Source organism: Arthrobacter sp. KN11-1C, assembly GCF_052180225.1.
Taxonomy (GTDB): domain Bacteria; phylum Actinomycetota; class Actinomycetes; order Actinomycetales; family Micrococcaceae; genus Arthrobacter.
In genome coordinates this window covers 2,281,827-2,303,200 of sequence record NZ_CP197467.1, presented here as the reverse complement: position 1 = coordinate 2,303,200, position 21,374 = coordinate 2,281,827, and the positions used below count along the sequence as shown (strand labels likewise).

Below are 21,374 nucleotides of genomic sequence, written 5' to 3'. Positions count from 1 at the left end.
GTCACACCGGTGGCCTGGCCCGGCCCTGCATGGCCGCCCACACCCGGGCCGGCGTGCACGGCATATCCATGTGGGTCACGCCGTACGGCGTCAAGGCATCCACGATGGCGTTGACGATGGCCGGCGGGGACCCGACCGTGGCCGATTCGCCGATGCCCTTCGCACCGATGGGGTGGTGCGGGGACGGCGTGACGGTAAATCCCGTCTCCCAGTCGGGGACTTCCATCGCCGTCGGGATGAGGTAGTCCATGAAGGATCCGCTGAGGCAGTTGCCGTCCTCGTCGAACGCGATGATTTCCATGAGCGCCATCCCGACGCCGTCGGTCAGCCCGCCGTGGACCTGGCCTTCGATGATCATCGGGTTGATTCGGGTCCCGCAGTCGTCCACCGCGATGAAGCGCCGGACCTTGACGTGGCCGGTCCCGGCGTCGACGTCCACCACGCAGATATAGGCGCCGAACGGGAACGTCAGGTTGGGAGGGTCATACGTCACCTCCGCGTCCAGGTTGCCGTCGATGCCCTCCGGGAGGGCCACCGTGCCGTGGGCGCCGAAGGCGATCTCGGCGATCGTCTTGCCGGCGCTTGGATCGCCCTTGACGAACCAGCGGCCCTTTTCCCATTCGAGGTCCTCGGGCCGCGTCTCAAGCATCGCCGCGGCAATGAACCTCGCCTTGTCCCGGACCTTCCGCGCCACCAGCGCCACCGCGCCGCCGCTGACCGGCGTCGAGCGGCTCCCGTAGGTGCCCAGGCCGAAAGGCGTCTGGTCGGTGTCGCCGTGGACGACGTCGATGCTCTCCGGCGGGATGCCGAGCTCCTCGGCCACGATCTGGGCGAACGTGGTCTCGTGGCCCTGCCCCTGGCTCTGTACCGAGATCCTGACGACGGCCTTGCCGGTGGGGTGGACGCGGAGTTCGGCGCCGTCGGCCATGCCGAGTCCGACGATGTCGAAGTGCTTGCGCGGCCCGGCGCCGACGGTCTCGGTGAAGAAGGAGACGCCGATGCCCATGAGCTCGCCGCGCTCGCGCTTTTCGCGCTGCTCGCGGCGGAGATCCTCGTACCCTGCCATTTGCATGGACAGTCGCATGGCGGGCTCGTAGTTGCCGGAGTCGTAGACCCAGCCGGTCTTGTTGGCGTAGGGGAACTGTTCGGGCTTGATGAAATTCTTGAGTCGGAGCTCTGCCGGATCCATCTCCAGTTTCCGGGCAAGGATGTCCACCATGCGCTCCACGAGGTAGACCGCTTCGGTCACGCGGAAGGAACAGGCGTAGGCCACGCCCCCGGGTGCCTTGTTGGTGTAGACGCCGGTGACCTTGCAGTAGGCCGCCTTCAGGTCGTAGCTTCCGGTGAAGATGGAGAAGAAGCCGGCCGGGTTCTTGGTGGGCTGCGCGGTCGCGTTGAAGGCGCCATGGTCTGCCAGCACGCTGGTCCGGACTGCGAGGATCTTGCCCTCCTTGGTGGCCGCGATCTCGCCCTGCATGATGTAGTCGCGGGCGAACGACGTCGACATCAGGTTTTCCGAGCGGTCCTCCACCCATTTCACTGGCTTGCCGGTGACGATCGAGCCAACGACGGCCAGGACGTAGCCGGGATAGATTCCCACCTTGTTGCCGAAGCCGCCACCGATATCGGGGGAGACAACCCGGATCTTGTGCTCCGGGATGCCGGCGACGATCGCATACAGTGTCCGGTGGGCGTGCGGGGCCTGGGTTGTTTCGTAGAGCGTCAGCCTGCCGTCGACCGGGTCGAAGTCCGCCACGGCGCCGCAGGTTTCCATGGGTGCAGGGTGCACGCGCGGATACACAACCTCCTGGGCAACGACGACGTCGGCCGCGGCGAACACCGCCTCGGTTTCAGCGGCGTCGCCGATCTCCCAGTCGAAGATCCGGTTGTCCGTCCGGCCCTCGATATCGTCCCGGATGACCGGCGCCCCCGGCTCAAGGGCACGGCGGGCATCAATCACCGGCGGCAACATGTCGTATTCGACGTCGATCAGCTCGAGGGCGTCCCGGGCAGCGTAGCGGTCCTCCGCGACGACGAAGGCGACCTCCTGGCCTTGGAAGCGGACCTTGTCCGTGACCAGGACCGCCTGGACATCCGCCGACAGGGTGGGCGCCCACGCGAGGTTGAGGGCCTGCAGGTCCTTGCCGGTGATAACGGCGCGGACCCCTGGATGCGCTAACGCTTCGGCCGTGTCTATGGACACCAGCCGGGCATGCGCAACGGGTGCGCGCAAGATGGCTCCGTGCAGCATGCCGGGCAGCACGATGTCGTCGAGGTAGTTGCCCTTGCCGCGGACGAACCGCGGGTCCTCCTTGCGCTGGAGGCGGCCGAACCCGATCGGGCGGCCCGGGTCTCCGGCCGCCGGGTTGGGTGCATGCTCCTGGATGGTGGTCATGCCGTCACCTCTTCTTCGATGGTGCCGCCGGCACCGCCGTCGTCGGTCCCAGCGTCCGCGCCGGACGGGTGGGCGGCCGCCCATTGCACCGAGCGGACGATCGTCGCGTAACCGGTGCACCGGCAAATCTGGCCGGAGATGGCCTGGCGGATCTCGCCGTCGTCGGGATGCGGCTTGCGGTCCAGCAGGGCCCTGGCGGTGAGCATCATGCCCGGAGTGCAGAACCCGCATTGCAGGCCGTGTTCCTCCATGAACCCTTGCTGCACCGGATCGAGCGTGCCGTTGACGGCCAGTCCCTCGACGGTCCGGATATCGTGTCCGTCGGCCATGGCCGCCAGCACGGTGCACGATTTCACCGGTTGTCCATCCATGAGGACCACGCAGGTTCCGCAGTTGCTCGTGTCGCACCCCCAGTGCGTGCCGGTCAATCCAAGGTTTTCGCGGATGAAGTGGACCAGCAACACGCGGGGTTCGATCTCCCGGGTCACCTTGTCCCCGTTGACCGTCATGCTGATCTGCATTGCTTTCAGCCTTCCTGTGCAGCTGCGGCGCGCGCATAAGCACGGCGCAGGACCCTGCGGGTAAGTTCGTCGGCCAGGTGCCGTTTGTAGTCGACCGGTCCACGCTGGTCGTCCACCGGTTTGCACGCGGCGGCTGCGATCCGGGCGGCCTCGACGAACAGCTCTTCGTGCGGCTGCTGTCCGCGGAGCACCGCTTCGGCCTCGGGAAGAGTGCCGTCCAGCCCGACCGCCGTCAGCCCGATGGCGGCCTCTTCCACCGTGCCGTCTGCGGAAAGCCCGACGGCGGCCCCGGCCGCGACGATTGCCCAGTCACCCACGCGGCGCTCCACTTTTTCATAGGCGCTGCCCGAGCGCGGGCGGATCGTAAAGCGGACTTCGTACAACAGTTCGTTTTGCGCCACGGCGGTTTCGTAAGGGCCCCGGTGGAAATCCGGCATCGCGACGATCCGTTCGCCGTCGGGCCCGTGGATCACGGCCTCGGCGCGCAGGACATCGCAAACGGTAGAGAGGTCTTCGGCCGGATCCGCTTGGCAGAGCGAGCCGCCGATCGTGCCGCGGTTGCGGACCACAGGGTCCGCGATCACCTGCTCGGCGTCGCGAATGATCGGAAAGAGTTCGGCGACGTCGGCGGACTCGAGGAGCGCCGTGTGGCGGGTCAACGCGCCCACACGCAACTGCTCGCCTTCCCTGCGGATGAATTCCAGTTCCGCGAGGTCGTTGATGTCGATGAGCCACTCGGGCCGCGCCAGGCGCAGTTTCATCATCGGCAGCAAGCTGTGTCCGCCTGCGATGATGCGCGACTCGGGACCGTGGCGTTCGAGGAGGGACAGCGCGTTTGCGACGTCGCTGGCGCGCTCATACTCAAATGGAGCCGGAATCTGCATTGTCCACCCCTTAGGGGCCAGACGTCCTGCACACCGTAGGACGCGGACCTATGATCAGTCTTGCCCGCGTCATTGTGGGTGTCAACATGGTCAAGGGGGCAAGATCACGGCCATTTTGGCTTGAAGAAAAGAATTTCCGTGGCAGTGTCCTTTTCGCGAGGTCCCGCCCGTCGTGATGGTGTATCAACCGATAAAAAGGGAGTCATCGTGGAGTACATGCTTTTCATTTGCAGCGATCCAGCAGCGCCGGAATATGTTGCCGCCGAGGACAATATCGAGGAATGGGTGGCCGAGATGGAAGCCCGGGGCGTGAGCCGTCACGGCGACCGCCTGCGTCCTGTCGAGGACGCGACCACCGTCACGGTGCGGGCGGGCGAGGTGGTTGTCTCGGACGGCCCGTTTGCGGAGACGAAGGAATGGATCGCCGGGTACGACATCATCGCGTGCGCCGATCTCGATGAGGCCATCGAGGTGGCGTCCAAGCATCCGATGGCACGATTCGGCAAGATCGAGATCAGGCCAGTGTGGCCGCTCGGGCTGTAGCGGTACACCCGGTGGCGGGCGTCTTGAACGTGGGAGGGGAGAAATGGTTCCGGGACTGACGGACGCCCGGACCGCCGTCGAGGCTGCCTCCTCCGAGGAGACCGCGCGCATCACCGCAACCCTCATCCGCGTGACGGGCGACTGGAGCCTTGCAGAGGATTGTGTCCAGGACGCGTTCGCAAAGGCCCTCGTCGATTGGCCCGAGCACGGCATTCCGAGGAATCCCGGGGCCTGGCTGACCACTGTGGCCAGGAACAGGGCGATCGATCGTATGCGGAGTGCCGCCAGCGAAAAGAGGGCGGTCGGTGAACTAGCGATCATCGCCCAACTCGAAGGCCTGGAAGAACGGGGTGGCGATGATCCGGGCGCGGAAGATGACCGGCTGCGCCTGATCTTCACGTGTTGCCACCCCGCCCTCCCGCTCGACGCGAGGGTTGCGTTGACGCTGCGCACCGTCGCTGGGATGACGACGGGTGAGATTGCGCGCGCGTTCCTCGTCTCGGAGGCAACCATGTCAAAGAGGCTCGTCCGCGCACGGGCAAAGATACGTGACGCAGGGATCCCGTATCGGGTACCGCCGCCGGAGCTGAGGGCTGAACGCACGTCCGGAGTCCTGGCGGTGCTCTATCTCATGTTCAACGAAGGCTACTCCGCCACGGGCGGCGAATCGTTGATCCGCGAGTCCCTTGCCCTGGAAGCGATACGCCTCAACCGCTTGCTCGTTTCGCTGCTCGCCGGTTCCCCGCAAGAACCGGAGGCTATGGGTCTCCTGGCCCTCATGCTGTTCCACCACGCCAGGCGGAACACACGAACTGACGACGCGGGGGACTTGGTGACGCTGGAGGAGCAGGACCGCGCCTTGTGGGACCACGCTGAGATTGCCGAGGCCGTAGCGCTCCTTGCCGCGGCCGAACGGCTTGGCATTTCACGCCGGGCCCGGCCGGGGAGCTACCGTGTCCAGGCCGCGATTGCGGCGTGCCACATGACTGCCCGCACCCCAGCGAGTACGGACTTCGCCCGGGTGGCCTCGCTGTACGACTCCCTGGCGCAGATTGCGCCGTCGCCGGTTGTCGAACTCAACCGCGCTGTCGCCGTCGCGATGTCCCAAGGTCCCGAGGCAGGGCTTGACCTCATCGAGCAGTTGGACCGATCGCGGTCGCTCGAGGGGTACTACCTTCTGCCTGCCGCGAAAGCGGACCTCCTGAGGCGGCTCGGCCGAAGGTCGGAGGCGCGGGAGGAATACCAGCGGGCCCGCGAACTCGCCCCATCCGAGGCGGAACGCCGCTACCTTGGCAGGCGCCTGGCGGAGGCCGGGCCAGGGTCTTTGTCCCCATACGAAGCCGAACAGAACAGTCGCACGAAATCCACCCTTGAGGAGAAAAAATGAAGCACCTCTTGCTGATTCAAAACAACTTCGACACCTGGAACGCGCTTCCCGCGTCCGAAATCGACGCGATCATGGAGGCGCACACCTCCTTGCAAAAGGAACTCAGGGCCTCCGGAGAGTTCGTGGAGGCTCATGAATTGGGTGAGGAAGCGAAGTTCGTGAGGAACACCGGCGGCGGGCCTACGGTGACCGACGGCCCGTTCATTGAAACGAAGGAAATCGTGGCCGGCTACTACGTGGTCGACTGCGTGGACATGGCCCGGGCCGCGGAAATTGCGGGCAAGTTCGGGGAGGCCAGGCTGTGGCCGATCGAGGTACGCCCCATGGATCCGTGAGGGATCCGGAGAGCGTTGACACTGTTCCAGGCCACGAGGAGACTTTTTTCTGGGGATGCCTCGTCGAAAGGAGCCCCAGATGTCGTGGCACGTCGAGGGTACGTATTTTGAGAATTGCAACTGCGACATGGTCTGCCCGTGTTCCACTTCCGGGTTGACCGCACCGGCGGACAACGATCGCTGCAACGTTGCCCTCGCCTTCCATGTGGACTCCGGTGAGGTAAACGGCGTCGACGTCGGAGGCCTCACGGTCTGCGTCGTTGCAGATACACCCGCCCTCATGAGCGACGGAGGATGGAAGATCGGCGTCCTGATGGATGCCGCCGCCTCGCCGGAGCAGGCGGAAGCGCTCGGTGGCGTCTTCGGTGGACAGCTCGGCGGACCGATGGAGGGCCTGACGCCGTTGATCGGTGAAATGGCCGGAATGGAGTCGCTGGAAATGGCCTACACCGAGGACGGGCGCATGCACCAGGTCCGGATCGGCAGCGCCGTCGACATGGCTGTTGAGGACTTCGTGTCTCCGATGGATGCCACAGGACTGGGAGTGAAAATCAGCGGGATCGGGTTCCCGGCCGACACCCTGGCGGCGGGCACAGCCAGCACGGCCCGCGTGGACGTGTTCGGGATGACCTGGGACAACGCCGGGAAGAACTCGTTCTCGGCTCCGTTCGCCTGGTCGGCCTAGGTACCGCTTCCCTGGCCGGACGCCCGCTCACATATACGGCCAAATTCCACGACGCTCGCTCACAACACGTGAGCGAGCGTCGACGGAAGACACCCTAAAAGTGAGCGAGCGTCGGTGGCGGGCGTGCGCAAGGCAAGACGGCCGCGCAAGGGACTGTCCGCCGTCGGGCGGTGAGGCCTTCACCCACGACGCTCGCTCTGATATGTCATCAAATTTCGGGACGCTCGCTCTGATATGTCGCCAAATTCCGGGACGCTCGCTCTGATATGTCGCCAAATTCCGCGACGCTCGCTCTGATATGTCGCCAAATTCCGCGACGCTCGCTCTGATATGTCGCCAAATTCCACGACGCTCGCTCTGATATGTCATCAAATTTCGGGACGCTCGCTCTGATATGTCATCAAATTCCGCGACGCTCGCTCACATCATGTGAGCGAGCGTCGGCGGAAGACACCCTAAAGGTGAGCGGGCGTCCGGGGACGCGAAGCTTAATCAAGCGGTCCGACAATTCGTGGCGGTTGGCTGCGGCCGTGCGAACGCCAGGAGCCGGAATCAAGACCGGTGCGCTCAGCCGGCCGCCGTCGTGAACGGCAGGACGAGCCGCGATGGGTGGGTGGCGTCGCGGTAGATCTTGTGCGTGACGGGGCGGCCCACCGGCAGGTGGAAGGCGTCAGGCGGGAGCAATGCGTTGTGCTCGTCGGCCAGCGGCTCATCGTTGGACAGCTCAACCGTGAGGCGATGGCCTGGCTTGAAACTGTTCGCGAACGGGTAGAGCCGCAGCACATACTCCTCGATCGCCCCGGGCTCCACGGGCACGGACCGGGTGTGCGGGTGGTAGGGGTTCCCCTCGGTGGTCCGGTCATCCAGTTCGCGGTGCGAGGCCTTGAGGTAGCCGGTGGTGATCAGCTGCCGTTGCCCGTTCGGCGCGGTGTCCCAGAGCCGCAGGATGAAGTTTGTGTCCGCCTGGTCGATTTCCGCGAAGATGTGGGCGGCGCCGGCGCCGATGAGTTCAGTATCCTGCTCGAACGGATCGGTGCTCCACGAGAGGATCTCCACCTTGTCCGTCACCGTTAGCGGCGGTTGATAGAAACCGTCGGGGGCGGCGTACTCGGCACCCATGGGCTCCGGCTCTTGCGACAGCTTGTGGCGGGGGCGGAGGTAGAGGGACGTGTATTCGATGTCTTTCGGCGGCCACTGCCCGGCGGTCACCACCTCGCGCGAGCCCTCCACGAAGACGCTGACGGGCGGCTCGTCCATGACCCCGTTGTCGATGCCCTTGATCCAGTAGTCATACCACCGGAACATTTTGTCGTGCTCCTCGATGAAGGGACGCGATTGCATGGGAGGGTAGGGGCCGATGGTCAGCTTCTTCGGTCCCTTCAGCGCGTTGTACAGCTCGATGGTGCCGTCCAGGGTCCACCCGCGGCCCTGGTCGAGCTGCAGCCAGACGGGGATGTCGATGTTCGGGGCCAGCGTGATGGGGTTGCGCTCTTCGTACCATTCGCCGTCCAGCTCGTTCATGACGATGTCGAACCAGGCCTCATGGTTCTTGGGGTAGTTCAGCAGGTGGACAAGGTTCGGCCAGGCCGCAATGTCCGGGTCCTCAAGGCGCATGGCGACGAGCTTCTTGAGGTCCCCTAGGGAACGCGTCTCGATCATGCGGGACTTGACGTTGTCGGTGAACGCCCAGCCGGAGTCGCCTCCGCGGCCCTCGCGGGCCGCACGCGGCATGAACCACATGATGCCGCCGTGGTAGGTAGTTTCGTAGAAGTCGTAGTGGCCGCCGGAGACGAAGATCGCCTTGAGGTGCGGAGGACGCTCGGCGGCGGCCAGTACCTGCATGGAACCGAAGTAGGAGATGCCCACCATGCCCACGTTGCCGTCGCACCAGGGCTGCGCGGCGACCCATTCGATGAAGTCGTAGGCGTCCTCGCCGAGCGAAACACCGCCGGCGTTGTAGTTTCCGATGTGCTCGCCGCCCGAGAAGCCCGAGCCGCGGAGATCGCCGATGACGTGGACGTAGTCCTCCTTCACGATCCTGGCGATGTCCCCGGCCTCGATGCAGCCGTCCCACATGGGGCTCGGCCGTCGCTGCGGGGGAGTTGTGAGGGCGAGCGCCTGCAGTTCCTTACCGTACGGACTTAAGGCAACCAGGGCCGGCCGCGGCTTGTCTTCGGTGCCGTGGTAGGCGTCCGCGGCGAGTTCGACGCCGTCCCGCATCGGGACCCGAAGGTCCTTGCGGACAGCTATGGATTGCCCGCTGGCATTCAGCAACTGAAAGTCATCCATGAGTGGTGGTCTCCTCATCTTCGATCAAATGGTCCAGCGACGTGCGGTACCCGTGCAGGGTGGTGAAGAACGGGGAGGGCTCACGCGTGGGATCTCCTTCGTATCCAAGCTCCTTGGCCGCGGGGGCAAAGGGGGAGTACGGCGAGTTCGTATCCTGCAGGCCCAAGGTCAAGCTGGCACACGCCGCATTGTTGACGCGGGCCTCGATGTCCAGGCTCCCCTGGAGCGCTTCCCTGGCCTGTTCGGCGTCGAGCTCCACACCGTAGGGCGTGCCGTCCCCGCGGCGATAGGGGTGCCCCAGGTACAGGTGCCGGGGACGGACTTCATCGCGCAGGTATTCAAGGCTCGAGCGGTAGGCGGCCGGATCCACGAACCCGGGGAATCCGTTGGCCGCGCCATGGACCTGGACCGCGTCGCCGACGAAGACGTCATTCTGCCCGTCGAGGACGTAAGCGACCGACCCCGGGGTGTGGCCCGGAATCGCATGGACCGACACCGTGACGCCGCCGCCCAGCGGAATGGTCTCGCCGCCCCGCACCAACAGCGTTGGCTCCATCTCGCCCGAGATCACGGCATTCGTTGCCGCGGTGAGCTTCGCTTCGCCGTCGGGATCCTGCACATACCGCGCCCGCCCACGCAGGTATTCGTCCACATGGGCCCGGCGCGAGCGGAGCAACGGTGCGTCGGCCTCATGGATGACCACCCGGGCGCGCCGCCCGGTGAGCTCCCACAAGGCGTAGGCACCGCCGATGTGGTCGATGTGTCCGTGCGTCAGGAGGATCCAGCGGACGTCCTCGACCCGGCGTCCGATCGCCTCCAGAGCCGGCTTCATGCCTTCGGCCGGGGAGGAAACGATCCCGGTGTCGACGATGGCCGGTTCGGGGGCGTCGATGAAAAAGCTATAGAGCCCGAAGCGGCCCCACGGCGAGACGAGCGGATGCACGGCGACCGGCGTCGTCATTGCCCGGCCTCCGCGTTCAGGAATTCCGCTGCCTCCCCGAATGCCCGGTAGAGCTCCGGGATCCAGGAGAAATGCTGCACGAAACCATGGTTGGCGCCGAGGTAGCGCGCCACTTTCGCTTCGACGCCGGCCTCCGCCAAGCGCTGGCCATAAAGCTCGCCCTCGTCCCGGAGGGGGTCGTGCTCGGCCGTGATGACCAGCGCCGCCGGCAGCCCGGCGAGATTTTCCCGCTTCATGGGGGAGACCCGCGGGTCCCCAGGATCGGCCCCGCTCTCAAGGTAGAAGGAGTTGAACGGCTTAAGGCCCGCCGTCTCCAGTCCGTACCCTTCGGCGTTCTCGCGCAAGGAGGGGTACCGCTCGACGTCGAAGTCCAGGTCCAGCGAGGGGTAGAACAGGACTTGGTGGGTGATCCGGTTGAACCCGTCGTCGTGGGCGATCGCGGCGACGGCGGCGACGAAGTTGCCGCCGGAGCTGTCGCCGGCGATGGCGAGGTTCTTCCCGTCCCACTTCAGGCTTCCACCCTTCCCGGCCGCCCAGCGGACCACGGCGTAGCAGTCATCGAGCCCTGCAGGGAAGGCGGCCTCGGGAGCCAGACGGTAGCCCACCGAGATGACCTTGTGCCCGGTTTCCCGTGCCAATGCGCGCGCCACGTGGTCGTGGGTGTCCAGGCTGCCCAGGAAGAAGGCGCCGCCGTGGAAGTACACCAGCAGGCCATAGGACTCGGCCTCCATCGGCGTGTAGATCCGCACCGGCACCTCGCCCGACGGCGTCACAACCGTGGCGTCGTCCACCGGGTACAGCGGTAGCCGCTCCGCCAGCGGCGGGACCTGGGTTGCCTCGCCGGCGCGCATCGCGCCGGGGTCCAAGGGGGAACCATCGGGTGCCGGCAAAGTGGCCAGGACCTTGGCGATTTCCGGGTGGATGGCCATGGCGTTCAGGCCCTCGCTTCTGTTGTTGCGGGAGTTCTGGAGGGCTTCTGACCCGGGAAGACATCGTCGACTTCTTCCTCGCTCCAGCCTTGGCGGGAAATGCGCTGGAGCTCGTCCGTCACCGGCTTGCGGATTGCCTGGAAGAGGGCCAGCGCCTCCTTGACCGTGTCGGCCTGGGCGAGCGCGTCGGCGAGCGCGCCTGCATCCTCGATGGCGGAGTTCGCGCCTTGTCCTTGGTGGTGCAGCATCGAGTGCGCTGCGTCGCCCATGAGCACCACGGAGTCGGTGTGCCATGAGTCGACGGGGTCGATGTCGTAGACGGCGCGGATGTTGACCGTGCTCATGTCGAGCCCGCGCGTAATGTTCACGATGCGCTCGTCGAATCCGCGCACCGTTTCCAAGAGGCTTTCCTTGCTTACCTCAGGGGCCCAGGTGCCGTCCGGGTTCAGGGCAGTGATGTCGAAGGACACCTGGTTCCGGTGGCGAAGCGGCAACAGATAGACCTTGGTGCCCTTGCCGATGTACATCCGCAGGTTGTCGTCGACCACCAGTCCGTGGGCGTCGTCGGCGGAAATGACCACACGGTAGGCGTGCTCTCCGGAGAACACGGGCCCTTGTCGCTGAAGAGCTGCTCGCGCACCACGGATTTGATGCCATCGGCGCCTACCACGAGGTCTGCCTCAGCAATATTGCCGTTGGTAAAGCTCAGCACGGAACGGCCGTCCCTTTCCTCGATGCTCTCGAGCTTGTGGCCCAGGTGCACCATTCCCTCCGGGAGCACGCCCAGCAAGGCTTCGATGAAGTCGCCGCGGTGGATGAGGTAGGTGTGAGCCTGTCCGCCGAACTCCGGCCAGGTGTCCTTCATGATCGGTTCACCGGTGGCCGTGAGGATTTCGAAATAGTCGCTCGGCGAGCTGACCTTGGCGATTGCGTCGAAGATGCCCCACGTGCTGAAACGGTCCATGGTGGCGGGGCGCAGTCCGATGCCGGCGCCGACCTCCCGCATCTGCGACGCTTGCTCGTACACGTTGACGTTCGCACCGAGAAGGCTCAGGGCCTTGGCTGCCGCTGCGCCGCCATACCCTGCGCCGATGATGGCGATGTTCAGGTTCTTGATGTCTTCAGATTTCATTGCGTGGATCACTTTCTGGACTCTTCCTTGGCCGGGGCCAAGTCTGGAGAAGCGGTAGCTTGGGGTTCCTGTCCGACGTCATGCGTCCAGCGACAGGAAGTCGGCCGGGTTGTCTTGGAGGAGGAGTTTGAGGGTGGCGTCGTCGATTCCCGCCGCGCGCATGTCGGGGATCATGTCCTCGAAGATGTAGTTGATGGTGTGGCCCTTCACGCCCGGCCAGCCCAGCGGGCTGCAATTCGCGTCTGCCGAAACGAGGAGCTTGTCCACGTAGCCCTTGTTCACGAGGCCTACGAAGTGCTGCATGCGTTCGGCGCGCTTGCGGCCCCAAAACGGGGGATCCGGAAGCTCCAGGTCGTAGCCGAAGGTATCGAAGCCGATCCGTCCGCCCTGCTCGTAGATCCAGTCGTGCGGGGTGATCGGAGCGTTCAGTCCGTCGTCGGCGTGGCCGAAGAGCACTCGGTCGAGGGCGAGGCCCTCTTCCTTGAAGATGGAGACCGCCGGTTCGGGGTCGATGGCCAGGTGGGTGAGCACCGGCGCCCCGGTGACGACGGCGGCGCGGGCCGCGGCCCGGTAGATGCGCTTGTCCAGGGCTGTCATCCGTCCACCGCGGCTCACGCCGACCTTGATGACGCCTGCCTTGGCGCCGGTGTTTCCGATGCCCACCGTGACCTCGTGGATGAAGACTTTCGCGAGGTAGTCAACGGTGGCGCGGGAGAAGTGCGGCAAGGCGGTGTCGCCGCCGACGAACCCGGTGCTGGCCACAATGTGCACGCCGGTCTTCCGGGACAGGGACTTGTAGTAGTCGACGTCGCGGCCGTTGCAGATACCCGTGGCGTCCACGAAGGTGCCGCCGCCGTATTCCCGGAACTGCCGCAGCTTGGGCACGGTTTCTTCGTAAGCCTGTTCCGGGGTTTTCCACCATGCGCTGTCGAGTTCGGATCCGGGCATGCCGTAACCGATGTGTTCGTGGACCGCCACGATTTCCAGTTCTTCGGCCGGGATGGTTCCCAGCACTGTGTTGACCTTGGTCATTCGTTCACCTCGGGGGTTCTCAAGCTTGTTATGGGTCTGGTTACTGCACGGTGAGCAACCGGCGTGGATTGTCCACAAGGATGCATCGGGAGTCCTCCTCGCTCAGGCCGCAGGCCTGGAGGTAAGGCACGAACGTGGACAGCACGTGGCTGTACGGCAGGTTGTACTCGGGGAGGCCCTTGGCCACTCCGATCGAGTTGCCGGAAAGAATGATCTTGTCGGCGTGCCCGGCGTGGACGAGCTCGAGAACCAGCGCGGTGCGTTCGTCGTCGCTGAGGTAGCCGGGATGGTCGTTCAAGCCCGCGTGGTCGATTCCGACAAAGGCCCCGCTGCGGGCCACCTCAAGTGCGGAGCCGGCGGCGTCCTTGCGGTCCAGTTCGCCGACGAGCACCCGCCCGGCGTCGATCTGCTCATCCAGGACGATGTCCAGATCGTGCAGGGCGTCGGCGCCGAAGCGGATGGAAACCGGAACACCGGTGTCCTTGGCGGCGCGGGCGGAGCCACGGAACAGGCTCTCCTCGGTGGAGGTCATCCCTGCACGGTCGGCGATGGTGGCCACGATGCCTGCGGGGGCACGGCGCTCAAGCCGGGGAACCACCATCCCCTCGCTGACCTCCCTGCCGAAGAGTTCGGCGAACTTTTCGGCCGGCCACGGGGTGGGCGGGTTGGTTTGTGGCGTCAGGAAGTAGCCGCCGAGTTCTTCCTCGGGGCCAAGGCCTGTGGAAGCGACAATGTGGACGCCCGTGGACCGGGAAAGCGCCTCGTAGAGCCTGAGGTCGCGGCCGTGGAACATTCCGGTGCTGTCGACGATCGTTTGCCCGCCGTGCTCGCGGAATTCGGTGAGTTTCGCGGCCAGGGCCTGGAAGATCTCTGCCCTGTCCATGGAGATATCCGGAGCGTATTGGGCGCCCGGGAGTACCGACAACAAGGCTTCATGGACCGCTACGACGCCGAGTTCGGAAGCAGGTACGGGACCCAGGACCGTGTTGACGGTTTGCCCGCCGGGGGCAGCAATCGTGTCGGCGGTGCCGGCGGGGGTGGTGTGACTCACGGGGCTTCTCCCTATAGATCGGGTTCGTAATGCAGGGACGCCGCGGAGTGTGACCATGCCGTCGCTCCGTTGCGGTGCAGTCAGCATCACATTTCCCTTTACATCGTGTCAAGCAAATTATCTTCGAGAATTTTCCTTGACACACTGTAAGAATTAACTCCACACTGTCTCATACAGTCCCTCTACGCCAGATCGACCGGAACAAAGGAGTTTCATCGATGAGTCAGCCCATTTCCGTACAGAGCCGCGGCTCTGTACGGGCCACTTTCGTCGCCGCATACAGCGCGGTTAGCCTTGCGCAGATCACCAACGCGTTGCCGGGAGCCCTGAGCGGCACCTTCGCCGTGGAATTCCACACCTCGGGCGCCGGCCTGACCTGGATCGCTGGCATGTTCCTCATGGGCATTGTGGTCTTCGAGCTCAGCTGGGGACTCCTCGGCGACATGTTCGGACGCAAAAAGCTTCTCTACGTCGGCGCTGCCGTCAGCATCGTCGGTTCCGTCATGGCCGCGATGGCGCCCTCCACCGGGATCATGATCGTGGCGCAGGCCATCGGCGGGATCGGAGCCGGCATCCTGTTTCCCATTTCGCTCTCCATGATCGCGGCGATTACTCCCGACCACCGCGCCCGGGCGAAGGTCATTGCCACCTGGGCCGGTTTCCTGTCACTCGGCGCGGTGATTTCCCCGGTTCTCGCCGGGTTCACGGCGCAGTTCTTCACGGTCGCGGGCCGTGGGCCCGGCGCCCCGAACACCTTCAGCGGTTGGCGGGCGGCGTATTTGATCGCGGCAGCCGTCGCCGTCGTCGTGCTTCTCATCGCGGTTCGGGCGAAAGATTCCGCGGCCGCCGAGGGGCGCAAACTGGACATGCCCGGCCAAATCACCCTCGCCGTCGGCCTCATCGCAGTCCTTTACGCCACGGTGACGGCGGTTGACGCCGGCTTCGGCAGCGCGCAGGTGATCGCAAGCTACATCGCGGGAGGAGTCCTGCTGCTCGCCTTCGTTGTCATCGAGTCACGCACCGCGCAGCCGCTGATCCACCTCTCGTTGTTCAAGAACAGCTCCTACTCGATCACGGGCATTGTGGCAGTCACGGGGATGTTCGCCTTCCTCGCCATCTGCTTCAGCACGAGCGTCGCCGTCAGCGGCCTGGCCTTGGCCGAGACCTGGAAGGTCGGAGTTCTGTTCGTCTTCATCCAAGGCCCGGCGTTCGCCTTCATCCCGGTTGTCGGGTGGCTCATCCACCACGTCGCTCCACGCTGGGTGCTCACGGCGGGCTTCGCTTTCATGGCCGTCTCCGGTTTCTGGCTCTCCACGTTCGCGCTCGGCACTCCGGAGACCTTCGGTGGCACCCCGTGGACGGCATTCATTCTGCCGCTGCTCCTGCTGGGTATCGGCTTTGCCCTCACGGTCGGCTCCGTTACGGCGGTAGCCATCAACACCGTCCCGGGCGGGCAAATCGGCATGGCCTCCGCCACGACGAATCTCCTGCGCGACCTTGGCTTCGCCCTTGGCCCGGTCATCGGCTCGGCCATCGCCTTCGGCATCGGAGCCACAGTCTTCGCGGGTCCCCTTGCCGGGATCCTCGGGGCGGCAGGCTTGCCCGCAGATGCCGTGGCGGGACTTGCGCACGTGCCGCCGCTGGGGTTCCTCTCAGGCTGGGACGGCGTCGTCGCCCAATTCTCCGGCCAAGCAGCGGCGGGCGGCGCCCCCGCGCAGGCGGTCGACGGCATGGTCAAGGCCCTCACCGCCGCCAAGCCGCACATCCAGGGGGTCGCCGGGACGTCCCTTGGCCAGGGTTTCCAGACCGTCTACCTCTGCGCGGGCATCGCGGCGACGCTCTCCGCAGTTCTCACACTCTTCATCTCCGCGCGGTCCTCGGCGCCTGCCGCCGACGCCGTCGCGGAGACCACCGAAGCAAGCGCCGAGGCCGCGGTCTAAGTCCTCCGGCGCTGACCCGACCACTTACGAACCACTAGGAGAACACCATGACTTCACCCATAGAGTCAGACATCGACATTTGGGACGACGACATCCTCGTAGACCCCTATCCCAGCTACGCGGCGCTCCGGGAGCAGGCTTCCGTGGTCCACCTTCCCAAGAACGACCTCTACGTCCTGACGCGCTACGACACCATTCGGAACGCGCTCGGCGATCCGGAAGCGTTCTCGTCCACCAGCATCGGATTCAACCCCATGGTGAACGAGGCACTCCAGGGCACCTCCCTGGCCTCCGACCCGCCGATCCACACGCAGCTCCGCGCCACGCTGTCGCAGAACCTCACCCCACGGGCCCTCCGCGGCCTCAAAGTGGTCATCGACGAGAAGGCAGACAAGCTCGTAGCGGACCTGGCGGCCAGCGGCAGCTTCGAGGCAATCGATGCCCTGGCCCGGGCGTTCCCGATTGAAATTGTCGCCGATCTCATTGGCTTCAGCGGCCACGTCAAGGACAACATGCTGCGCTGGGGCCAGGCTGCGATGCAGGTCATCGGCCCGCTGAACCAGCGCACCCACGAGAGCTTCCCGATAGCCGGCGAGCTGTACGGCTGGTGTTCCTCGGTCACCGCGGATGATCTCACTCCCGGCTCCATCGGCCGCGGCATCTTCGACGCCGAGACCCGCGGGGACATTCCCGCGGGCTCCGCGGGCCACATCATCCACCAGTACCTGGGAGCCGGCGTCGACACGACCATCGCCTCCATTGGCAACATCGTCGCGTTGTTTGGCCGCCACCCGGATCAGTTCGAGCTGGTGCGGGCGAACCCGGACCTGGTTCCCGCGGCGTTCGCCGAAGTGCTGCGCTATTGGGCGCCGGTCCACATCTGGGGGCGCAAGGCTACCCGCGACGTGGACATCGATGGAGTCACCATTCCTTCAGGCGCCCAGCTCGGCATCCTCTTCGGTGCCGGCAACCGGGATCCGCGCCACTATGCGAATCCCGACACTTTCGATGTGAGACGCAACCCCGTGGACCACCTCTCTTTCGGCTACGGACCGCATGGATGTGCCGGCCAGGGCCTCGCGAAACTCGAGGCGCATGCGGTCATCGAGGCGCTTGCCCGCAGGGTGCAGTCCCTGACCCTCTCCGAGGGGGTCCGCGAGCCGAGCAATATTACGCGGAGCTTCGAGGTGCTCCAGGTCGAAAAAGTGGTGGCGGCATGAGGATCGAACTGGACCGTCCCCGGTGCGAAGGCCACGGCCTGTGCGAGGAAGCCGCGCCCGCGCTGATGCACCTGGATCACGACGGCGAATTGGTCATCGATGTGCCGGTCGTGGAGGGGGTCGGGCTTGACGCCGCGAAGGCAGCGGTCAGGGTTTGCCCGGTCGCAGCACTCCGATTGGCTGCGGCATGACCATGCGCAGGATCGTGGTGGTCGGCAACGGCATCGCCGGGCTCACGGCCTGTGACTCGCTGCGTTCGGCGGGCTTCGACGGCGAGTTGACGGTGGTCGGCGCCGAGCGCCACCAACCGTACAGCCGTCCCGCCCTGTCGAAGGCGCTGCTGCACGCAACTGAAGGGAACGGAATTAACGCCCTCCAAGCGCACGAACTTCCCGAGCCGGGCCACGGGGCGATCGAACTGCTGGGCGTCAGCGCCACAGGACTGGACGTCGACGCACGGCTGGTTCATCTGGAGGGGGGCGATGCGCTGCCGTACGACGGCCTCGTCATCGCCTCCGGTTCCCGGGCGAAGCGCCTCGCGGCGGGAGCGAACGGTCATGGATCCGCCCGGGAGCTCACGCTGCGCACCATCGACGATGCGATCCTGCTCAAGGAACGCCTAGCATCGCGTCCCTCGGTGGTTGTGGTCGGCGGCGGGCCACTCGGAATGGAGGTCGCCTCGGGTTGCCTGCACCTTGGCTGCGAAGTCACGCTCGTCTCCGACGCCAAGCCCCTTTCGCGCCAGCTTGGGGACCACCTGGCGGAGCTGTTCACGTCCGCTGCCATCCGGGGTGGATTGCGCGTGGTTGCCGGCGGGAAAGCCCGCCTAGTGGACTCCGACGACGGAGCGCGGGTTGTGCTGGCCGACGGCACCGAGCTTTCGGCGGATCTGGTGGTCACCGCCGTCGGCGACGAACCGAACACCGGCTGGTTGGCTGGCACGCCACTCCTCGTCGATGGAGGGCTGCGGGTCGACTCCCGCGGCAGGCTCCGGCCGGATATCGTCGCCGCCGGAGACGTTGCGTTCTTCCCAAGCAGCCGCGGGGTACGGCGAGTGCCCCTCTGGACGAGTGCCATCGACCAAGCGAAAGCCGCCGCCGTCGGCCTGCTCAAGGGCGACGCGGCTCCCGGGTTCAACTTCCAGCCGTACTTCTGGACGGAGGCGTTCGGCTTGTCGCTCAAGTCAATCGGCTTCACGCCGGTGTTCGGCGCACCGGACTACTGCGAGCCTGGGGAGGGCAGCGACTCGATGCTCCTGCGCTGGACGAACAAGGACGGTTCCGGGACCGCCGCGGCGATCAACTACCGGATCCCGGTCCCGAAATTGCGTCGCCTTGCGGACGCCGGCACTAACCCCGGACGCCCGCTCACATATATGGCCAGATTCCGAGACCCTCGCTCACATCATGTGAGCGAGCGTTGGCCGGAAACACCGCAAAGGTGAGCGAGCGTCCGGGAGGGGCACGGCACGAAGGGAGGACGACGGCGGAACGGCCCGGCCGCCGTCGCGCCCTAACGGACCAACGCCGGCACTAACCCCGGACGCTCGCTCACATATACGCCCAGATTCCAAGACCCTCGCTCACGTCATGTGAGCGAGCGTTGGCCGGAAACACCTCAAAGGTGAGCGAGCGTCCGGGAGGGGCACGGCACGAAGGGGGACGACGGCGGAACGGAACTGCCGCCCTCGGGCCCTGAAACACCAACGCCGGCACTAACCCCGGACGCTCGCTCACATATATGGGCCAATTCCGAGACGCTCGCTCACATATATGGCCAAATATCAGGACGCGTGGCCTTCTTTACGGCCTGTCAGTTCGCTTGGCGCCGCGCATCCTTTGCTCTTCATCCGCACAAGTGCCGCACACCACGGTTAGGATTGACATATGTCGTCGTTGCGAGAAGCCCAGAAGCAGCTGACCCGCGACATGATCGTCGAACGGGCGCTCAAACTCTTTACCGAGAAGGGCTACGCCGCCACCACGATCGATGAGATCGCCGCTGCTGCCGGCACCACCCGCGTGACTTTTTACGCGTACTACCCCTCGCGGAGTGACCTGATGCGGGACTTCATGGCGCGCGTCAACGCCGTGCTCGACCGCGCCGATGGCCCCGACAAAGCGTCCACCGCCGTCGAGCTCGTCGACGTAGTACGGGAGGGCAAGCTGCCGGGCATCCTTGGCTGGCTCGAATCGCGTGCTGCGCTCTGGCCCGTCTTCCGTCCTTACCTCGATGTGCTGGACGAAGCCGCTGCAGTCGATCGCGACGTGCGGACCCTGGTGGATGGATGGCATGAGGAAGTCATTTCCGATATCGTCCGTGGCATGCAGCTGGCCGGCCGCTTCCCCGAAGAAACGCACCACATTCGCGGAACCCTGGCCTTCACCCAGCTGGACTATGTCGCCACGCTTTGGACGCGCCGCAAGCTCGAACCAAACCGCGACCATGCGCTCGAAGTGCTCGCCGACAGCTGGTACCACTTGCTCTGCGACGAAGGATAATCAAGCTCTGCGCAGCTGCTCAGGTGGTCTTTGTGCCTCACAGGAGTAGCGTTTGCCTTGGCTGAGGATAGGGGTCCACATGAGCTACAAGTATCGAACCGTCAGGGTTCGCGGCACCGAGTTGGTAGGAACCATCGCCCGGAAACACGGCAGCGCGCCGGAGATCTACGAAACCTCGAAGGACGCCAACACATCGGTTGTTCCGGTGTACTTCCAGGCGACCGGCGAGATCCGATTCTTTGACAGGTCGGTCCTGGAAGACGTCGTGACGCCGGCCAGCTAGCAGCAGTTGCGCGTCCCGGAGACAGACGAAACACGTTTTTATTTTAGAGGTCCTGCGACTTGTGGTCATCGGCGGCAGCTTTTGTGGCCCACACTTGGCAAGTGCGTACTTTTGGCGTTGAAGAAGAATTCCTGATCGTAGATCCTGACAACGGCAGTCCCGTGCCCCTCGCCGGCGATATGCTGCGACTTCATGGCGCCCGTCCCCAGGGCGTGGCTCCTCCTTTCGGCCCGACGCTGGCGATCGAGCTTCAGCAGGAGCAAGTCGAAGTTATCACCTCCCCGCACAGCAGCCTGAGTGCACTCAGCGCTGAAATACGGGCCGGACGCTCCCACGCCGATTCGCTCGCTCGGAAGGCGGGCGCAAGAATTGCCGCGCTCGCGACGTCGCCGCTGGCGGTCACACCGCATGCGACAAACACCGAGCGCTACGACGCCCTCCTGGAAAAGTTCGCTATGACTGCCAGAGAGCAGCTGACCTGCGGATATCACGTCCACGTTTCCGTCGACTCAGATGAGGAAGGCGTCGCAGTGCTGGACCGGATCAGGTCATGGCTCCCGGTGCTGACTGCCCTGAGTTCGAATTCACCGTTCTGGAACGGGGCCGACAGCGGTTACGCCAGTTTCCGGACCCAAGCTTGGAACCGATGGTCCAGCGCCGGTCCCACCGATGTCTTCGGATCTGCCGCGGCCTATCACTCTTTGGTGGCCGACCTGTCGGGAACCGGGGTGATCATGAGCCCGGACTTTGATGCAAGGCTTTCCGTCCGGCATCCTACAGTCGAGATCCGTGTGTCGGATGTTTGCCTTGATGCCCGCGATTCCGTCCTGATTGCGGCCTTGGTGCGTGCTTTGGTGGAGACTGCCGCCAGGGAATGGCAGTCCGGCCAACTGCCGGACATGGTTTCTGCCACGGTCCTGCGCCAGGCCACGTGGCGGTCGAGCCGTTTCGGCCTGCACGGAGAGCTGCTCGACCCGATAACCCACAGGCCCGCTGCGGCAGCGCATGTCCTCGGTGCACTCCTTTCCCACGTCCGCGATGCCCTCAAGGAGACCGGGGACGCACTCTACGCCAAGGACGGTTTGCAGAGGATCTTCAGCCAGGGCACGGGAGCCGCCCGCCAACGGCAGGCCTACGAACGCACCGGCAGCCTCGCCGGAGTCGTCGCATACGCAACGGGCGTTACCCACCTCGGCCCCGCTGATCACCAGCACAACGGCGAACCGTACCTCGCTTCTGAAGCAGGGACTGCAACGCTCGTTGCGGGCTAGCTTGGCGTGCCCCGT

The 21,374-nt window shown here is 65.3% G+C and carries 21 protein-coding genes; 11 read left to right on the top strand and 10 right to left on the bottom strand.

From position 1 onward, the window contains the following. Position 1 precedes the first annotated feature (1 nt). From ACSBOX_RS10755 to ACSBOX_RS10745, 3 genes are read right to left on the bottom strand one after another with little or no spacing between them, the layout of a single operon-like run. Positions 2 to 2,395, bottom strand: coding sequence for an aerobic carbon-monoxide dehydrogenase large subunit (locus ACSBOX_RS10755; RefSeq protein WP_442542423.1), 2,394 nt, complete (start codon positions 2,393 to 2,395; stop codon positions 2 to 4). After that, on the bottom strand, positions 2,392 to 2,916 hold the full coding sequence (locus tag ACSBOX_RS10750) for a (2Fe-2S)-binding protein (protein WP_442542422.1): 525 nt from the start codon (positions 2,914 to 2,916) through the stop codon (positions 2,392 to 2,394). The genes ACSBOX_RS10755 and ACSBOX_RS10750 overlap by 4 nt, the downstream gene beginning before the upstream one ends. Positions 2,917 to 2,921: 5 nt before the next feature. Beyond that, positions 2,922 to 3,800 (bottom strand): FAD binding domain-containing protein, encoded by an 879-nt coding sequence (locus tag ACSBOX_RS10745; RefSeq protein ID WP_442542421.1) that lies wholly within the window; start codon positions 3,798 to 3,800, stop codon positions 2,922 to 2,924. 216 nt (positions 3,801 to 4,016) lie between these two features. On the opposite strand from ACSBOX_RS10745, the gene ACSBOX_RS10740 reads away from it, so the two are divergent. The 4 genes from ACSBOX_RS10740 (at position 4,017) to ACSBOX_RS10725 (ending at position 6,750) form a co-directional block, all read left to right on the top strand. Then, positions 4,017 to 4,343: a YciI family protein gene (locus tag ACSBOX_RS10740; protein ID WP_306870842.1), complete on the top strand. Its 327-nt coding sequence runs from the start codon at positions 4,017 to 4,019 to the stop codon at positions 4,341 to 4,343. A 43-nt stretch (positions 4,344 to 4,386) separates the two neighbouring features. Further along, complete coding sequence (locus tag ACSBOX_RS10735; protein WP_442542420.1) at positions 4,387 to 5,730, top strand: RNA polymerase sigma factor; 1,344 nt, start codon at positions 4,387 to 4,389, stop codon at positions 5,728 to 5,730. Continuing rightward, positions 5,727 to 6,065, top strand: a complete 339-nt coding sequence (locus ACSBOX_RS10730; protein WP_442542419.1) for a YciI family protein — start codon at positions 5,727 to 5,729, stop codon at positions 6,063 to 6,065. Before ACSBOX_RS10735 ends, ACSBOX_RS10730 begins: the two co-directional genes overlap by 4 nt. Before the next feature lie 79 nt (positions 6,066 to 6,144). Next, positions 6,145 to 6,750 (top strand): DUF1326 domain-containing protein, encoded by a 606-nt coding sequence (locus tag ACSBOX_RS10725; protein WP_442542418.1) that lies wholly within the window; start codon positions 6,145 to 6,147, stop codon positions 6,748 to 6,750. 567 nt (positions 6,751 to 7,317) lie between these two features. Here ACSBOX_RS10725 and ACSBOX_RS10720 read toward each other — a convergent pair. The 7 genes from ACSBOX_RS10720 to ACSBOX_RS10690 form a co-directional block, all read right to left on the bottom strand. Continuing rightward, positions 7,318 to 9,039, bottom strand: a complete 1,722-nt coding sequence (locus ACSBOX_RS10720; RefSeq protein ID WP_442542417.1) for a CocE/NonD family hydrolase — start codon at positions 9,037 to 9,039, stop codon at positions 7,318 to 7,320. Beyond that, on the bottom strand, positions 9,032 to 10,000 hold the full coding sequence (locus ACSBOX_RS10715; RefSeq protein WP_442542416.1) for an MBL fold metallo-hydrolase: 969 nt from the start codon (positions 9,998 to 10,000) through the stop codon (positions 9,032 to 9,034). The genes ACSBOX_RS10720 and ACSBOX_RS10715 overlap by 8 nt, the downstream gene beginning before the upstream one ends. Further along, entirely contained in the window at positions 9,997 to 10,929 is a 933-nt protein-coding gene (locus tag ACSBOX_RS10710; RefSeq protein ID WP_442542415.1) for an alpha/beta hydrolase, read from the bottom strand. The genes ACSBOX_RS10715 and ACSBOX_RS10710 overlap by 4 nt, the downstream gene beginning before the upstream one ends. Positions 10,930 to 10,934: 5 nt before the next feature. Then, positions 10,935 to 11,456 (bottom strand): FAD-dependent oxidoreductase, encoded by a 522-nt coding sequence (locus tag ACSBOX_RS10705; protein ID WP_442542414.1) that lies wholly within the window; start codon positions 11,454 to 11,456, stop codon positions 10,935 to 10,937. After that, positions 11,375 to 12,073: an FAD-dependent oxidoreductase gene (locus ACSBOX_RS10700; protein WP_442542413.1), complete on the bottom strand. Its 699-nt coding sequence runs from the start codon at positions 12,071 to 12,073 to the stop codon at positions 11,375 to 11,377. The genes ACSBOX_RS10705 and ACSBOX_RS10700 overlap by 82 nt, the downstream gene beginning before the upstream one ends. A gap of 66 nt (positions 12,074 to 12,139) precedes the next feature. Continuing rightward, positions 12,140 to 13,093 (bottom strand): phosphotriesterase, encoded by a 954-nt coding sequence (locus tag ACSBOX_RS10695; protein WP_442542412.1) that lies wholly within the window; start codon positions 13,091 to 13,093, stop codon positions 12,140 to 12,142. Between the two features lie 40 nt (positions 13,094 to 13,133). Further along, a complete protein-coding gene (locus ACSBOX_RS10690) occupies positions 13,134 to 14,144 on the bottom strand; it encodes a phosphotriesterase (protein ID WP_442542411.1) in 1,011 nt (336 codons plus the stop codon). A gap of 218 nt (positions 14,145 to 14,362) precedes the next feature. Between ACSBOX_RS10690 and ACSBOX_RS10685 the strand changes: the two genes are divergently transcribed. The 7 genes from ACSBOX_RS10685 (at position 14,363) to ACSBOX_RS10655 (ending at position 21,359) form a co-directional block, all read left to right on the top strand. After that, the gene (locus tag ACSBOX_RS10685) at positions 14,363 to 16,084 is read left to right on the top strand and encodes an MFS transporter (protein WP_442542410.1); all 1,722 of its coding nucleotides are present in this window, start codon (positions 14,363 to 14,365) and stop codon (positions 16,082 to 16,084) included. Positions 16,085 to 16,131: 47 nt separating this feature from the next. Then, a complete protein-coding gene (locus ACSBOX_RS10680; protein ID WP_442542409.1) occupies positions 16,132 to 17,304 on the top strand; it encodes a cytochrome P450 in 1,173 nt (390 codons plus the stop codon). Then, positions 17,301 to 17,495 (top strand): ferredoxin, encoded by a 195-nt coding sequence (locus ACSBOX_RS10675; RefSeq protein ID WP_442542408.1) that lies wholly within the window; start codon positions 17,301 to 17,303, stop codon positions 17,493 to 17,495. The genes ACSBOX_RS10680 and ACSBOX_RS10675 overlap by 4 nt, the downstream gene beginning before the upstream one ends. Next, positions 17,492 to 18,748, top strand: coding sequence for an NAD(P)/FAD-dependent oxidoreductase (locus ACSBOX_RS10670; protein WP_442542407.1), 1,257 nt, complete (start codon positions 17,492 to 17,494; stop codon positions 18,746 to 18,748). The genes ACSBOX_RS10675 and ACSBOX_RS10670 overlap by 4 nt, the downstream gene beginning before the upstream one ends. Before the next feature lie 442 nt (positions 18,749 to 19,190). Next, a complete protein-coding gene (locus ACSBOX_RS10665; protein ID WP_442542406.1) occupies positions 19,191 to 19,805 on the top strand; it encodes a TetR/AcrR family transcriptional regulator in 615 nt (204 codons plus the stop codon). Positions 19,806 to 19,884: 79 nt separating this feature from the next. Beyond that, positions 19,885 to 20,088 (top strand): hypothetical protein, encoded by a 204-nt coding sequence (locus tag ACSBOX_RS10660; protein WP_078105172.1) that lies wholly within the window; start codon positions 19,885 to 19,887, stop codon positions 20,086 to 20,088. Between the two features lie 101 nt (positions 20,089 to 20,189). Continuing rightward, complete coding sequence (locus ACSBOX_RS10655; RefSeq protein WP_442542405.1) at positions 20,190 to 21,359, top strand: carboxylate-amine ligase; 1,170 nt, start codon at positions 20,190 to 20,192, stop codon at positions 21,357 to 21,359. Positions 21,360 to 21,374: the final 15 nt, after the last annotated feature.

Excerpts from the sequence above, each read along its gene's own strand:
- ACSBOX_RS10755 (WP_442542423.1), bottom strand. The coding sequence starts at position 2,395 with ATGACCACCATCCAGGAGCATGCACCCAACCCGGCGGCCGGAGACCCG.
- ACSBOX_RS10750 (WP_442542422.1), bottom strand. The coding sequence starts at position 2,916 with ATGCAGATCAGCATGACGGTCAACGGGGACAAGGTGACCCGGGAGATC.
- ACSBOX_RS10745 (WP_442542421.1), bottom strand. The coding sequence starts at position 3,800 with ATGCAGATTCCGGCTCCATTTGAGTATGAGCGCGCCAGCGACGTCGCA.
- ACSBOX_RS10740 (WP_306870842.1), top strand. The coding sequence starts at position 4,017 with ATGCTTTTCATTTGCAGCGATCCAGCAGCGCCGGAATATGTTGCCGCC.
- ACSBOX_RS10735 (WP_442542420.1), top strand. The coding sequence starts at position 4,387 with ATGGTTCCGGGACTGACGGACGCCCGGACCGCCGTCGAGGCTGCCTCC.
- ACSBOX_RS10730 (WP_442542419.1), top strand. The coding sequence starts at position 5,727 with ATGAAGCACCTCTTGCTGATTCAAAACAACTTCGACACCTGGAACGCG.
- ACSBOX_RS10725 (WP_442542418.1), top strand. The coding sequence starts at position 6,145 with ATGTCGTGGCACGTCGAGGGTACGTATTTTGAGAATTGCAACTGCGAC.
- ACSBOX_RS10720 (WP_442542417.1), bottom strand. The coding sequence starts at position 9,039 with ATGGATGACTTTCAGTTGCTGAATGCCAGCGGGCAATCCATAGCTGTC.
- ACSBOX_RS10715 (WP_442542416.1), bottom strand. The coding sequence starts at position 10,000 with ATGACGACGCCGGTCGCCGTGCATCCGCTCGTCTCGCCGTGGGGCCGC.
- ACSBOX_RS10710 (WP_442542415.1), bottom strand. The coding sequence starts at position 10,929 with ATGGCCATCCACCCGGAAATCGCCAAGGTCCTGGCCACTTTGCCGGCA.
- ACSBOX_RS10705 (WP_442542414.1), bottom strand. The coding sequence starts at position 11,456 with ATGTACATCGGCAAGGGCACCAAGGTCTATCTGTTGCCGCTTCGCCAC.
- ACSBOX_RS10695 (WP_442542412.1), bottom strand. The coding sequence starts at position 13,093 with ATGACCAAGGTCAACACAGTGCTGGGAACCATCCCGGCCGAAGAACTG.
- ACSBOX_RS10685 (WP_442542410.1), top strand. The coding sequence starts at position 14,363 with ATGAGTCAGCCCATTTCCGTACAGAGCCGCGGCTCTGTACGGGCCACT.
- ACSBOX_RS10680 (WP_442542409.1), top strand. The coding sequence starts at position 16,132 with ATGACTTCACCCATAGAGTCAGACATCGACATTTGGGACGACGACATC.
- ACSBOX_RS10675 (WP_442542408.1), top strand. The coding sequence starts at position 17,301 with ATGAGGATCGAACTGGACCGTCCCCGGTGCGAAGGCCACGGCCTGTGC.
- ACSBOX_RS10670 (WP_442542407.1), top strand. The coding sequence starts at position 17,492 with ATGACCATGCGCAGGATCGTGGTGGTCGGCAACGGCATCGCCGGGCTC.
- ACSBOX_RS10665 (WP_442542406.1), top strand. The coding sequence starts at position 19,191 with ATGTCGTCGTTGCGAGAAGCCCAGAAGCAGCTGACCCGCGACATGATC.
- ACSBOX_RS10660 (WP_078105172.1), top strand. The coding sequence starts at position 19,885 with ATGAGCTACAAGTATCGAACCGTCAGGGTTCGCGGCACCGAGTTGGTA.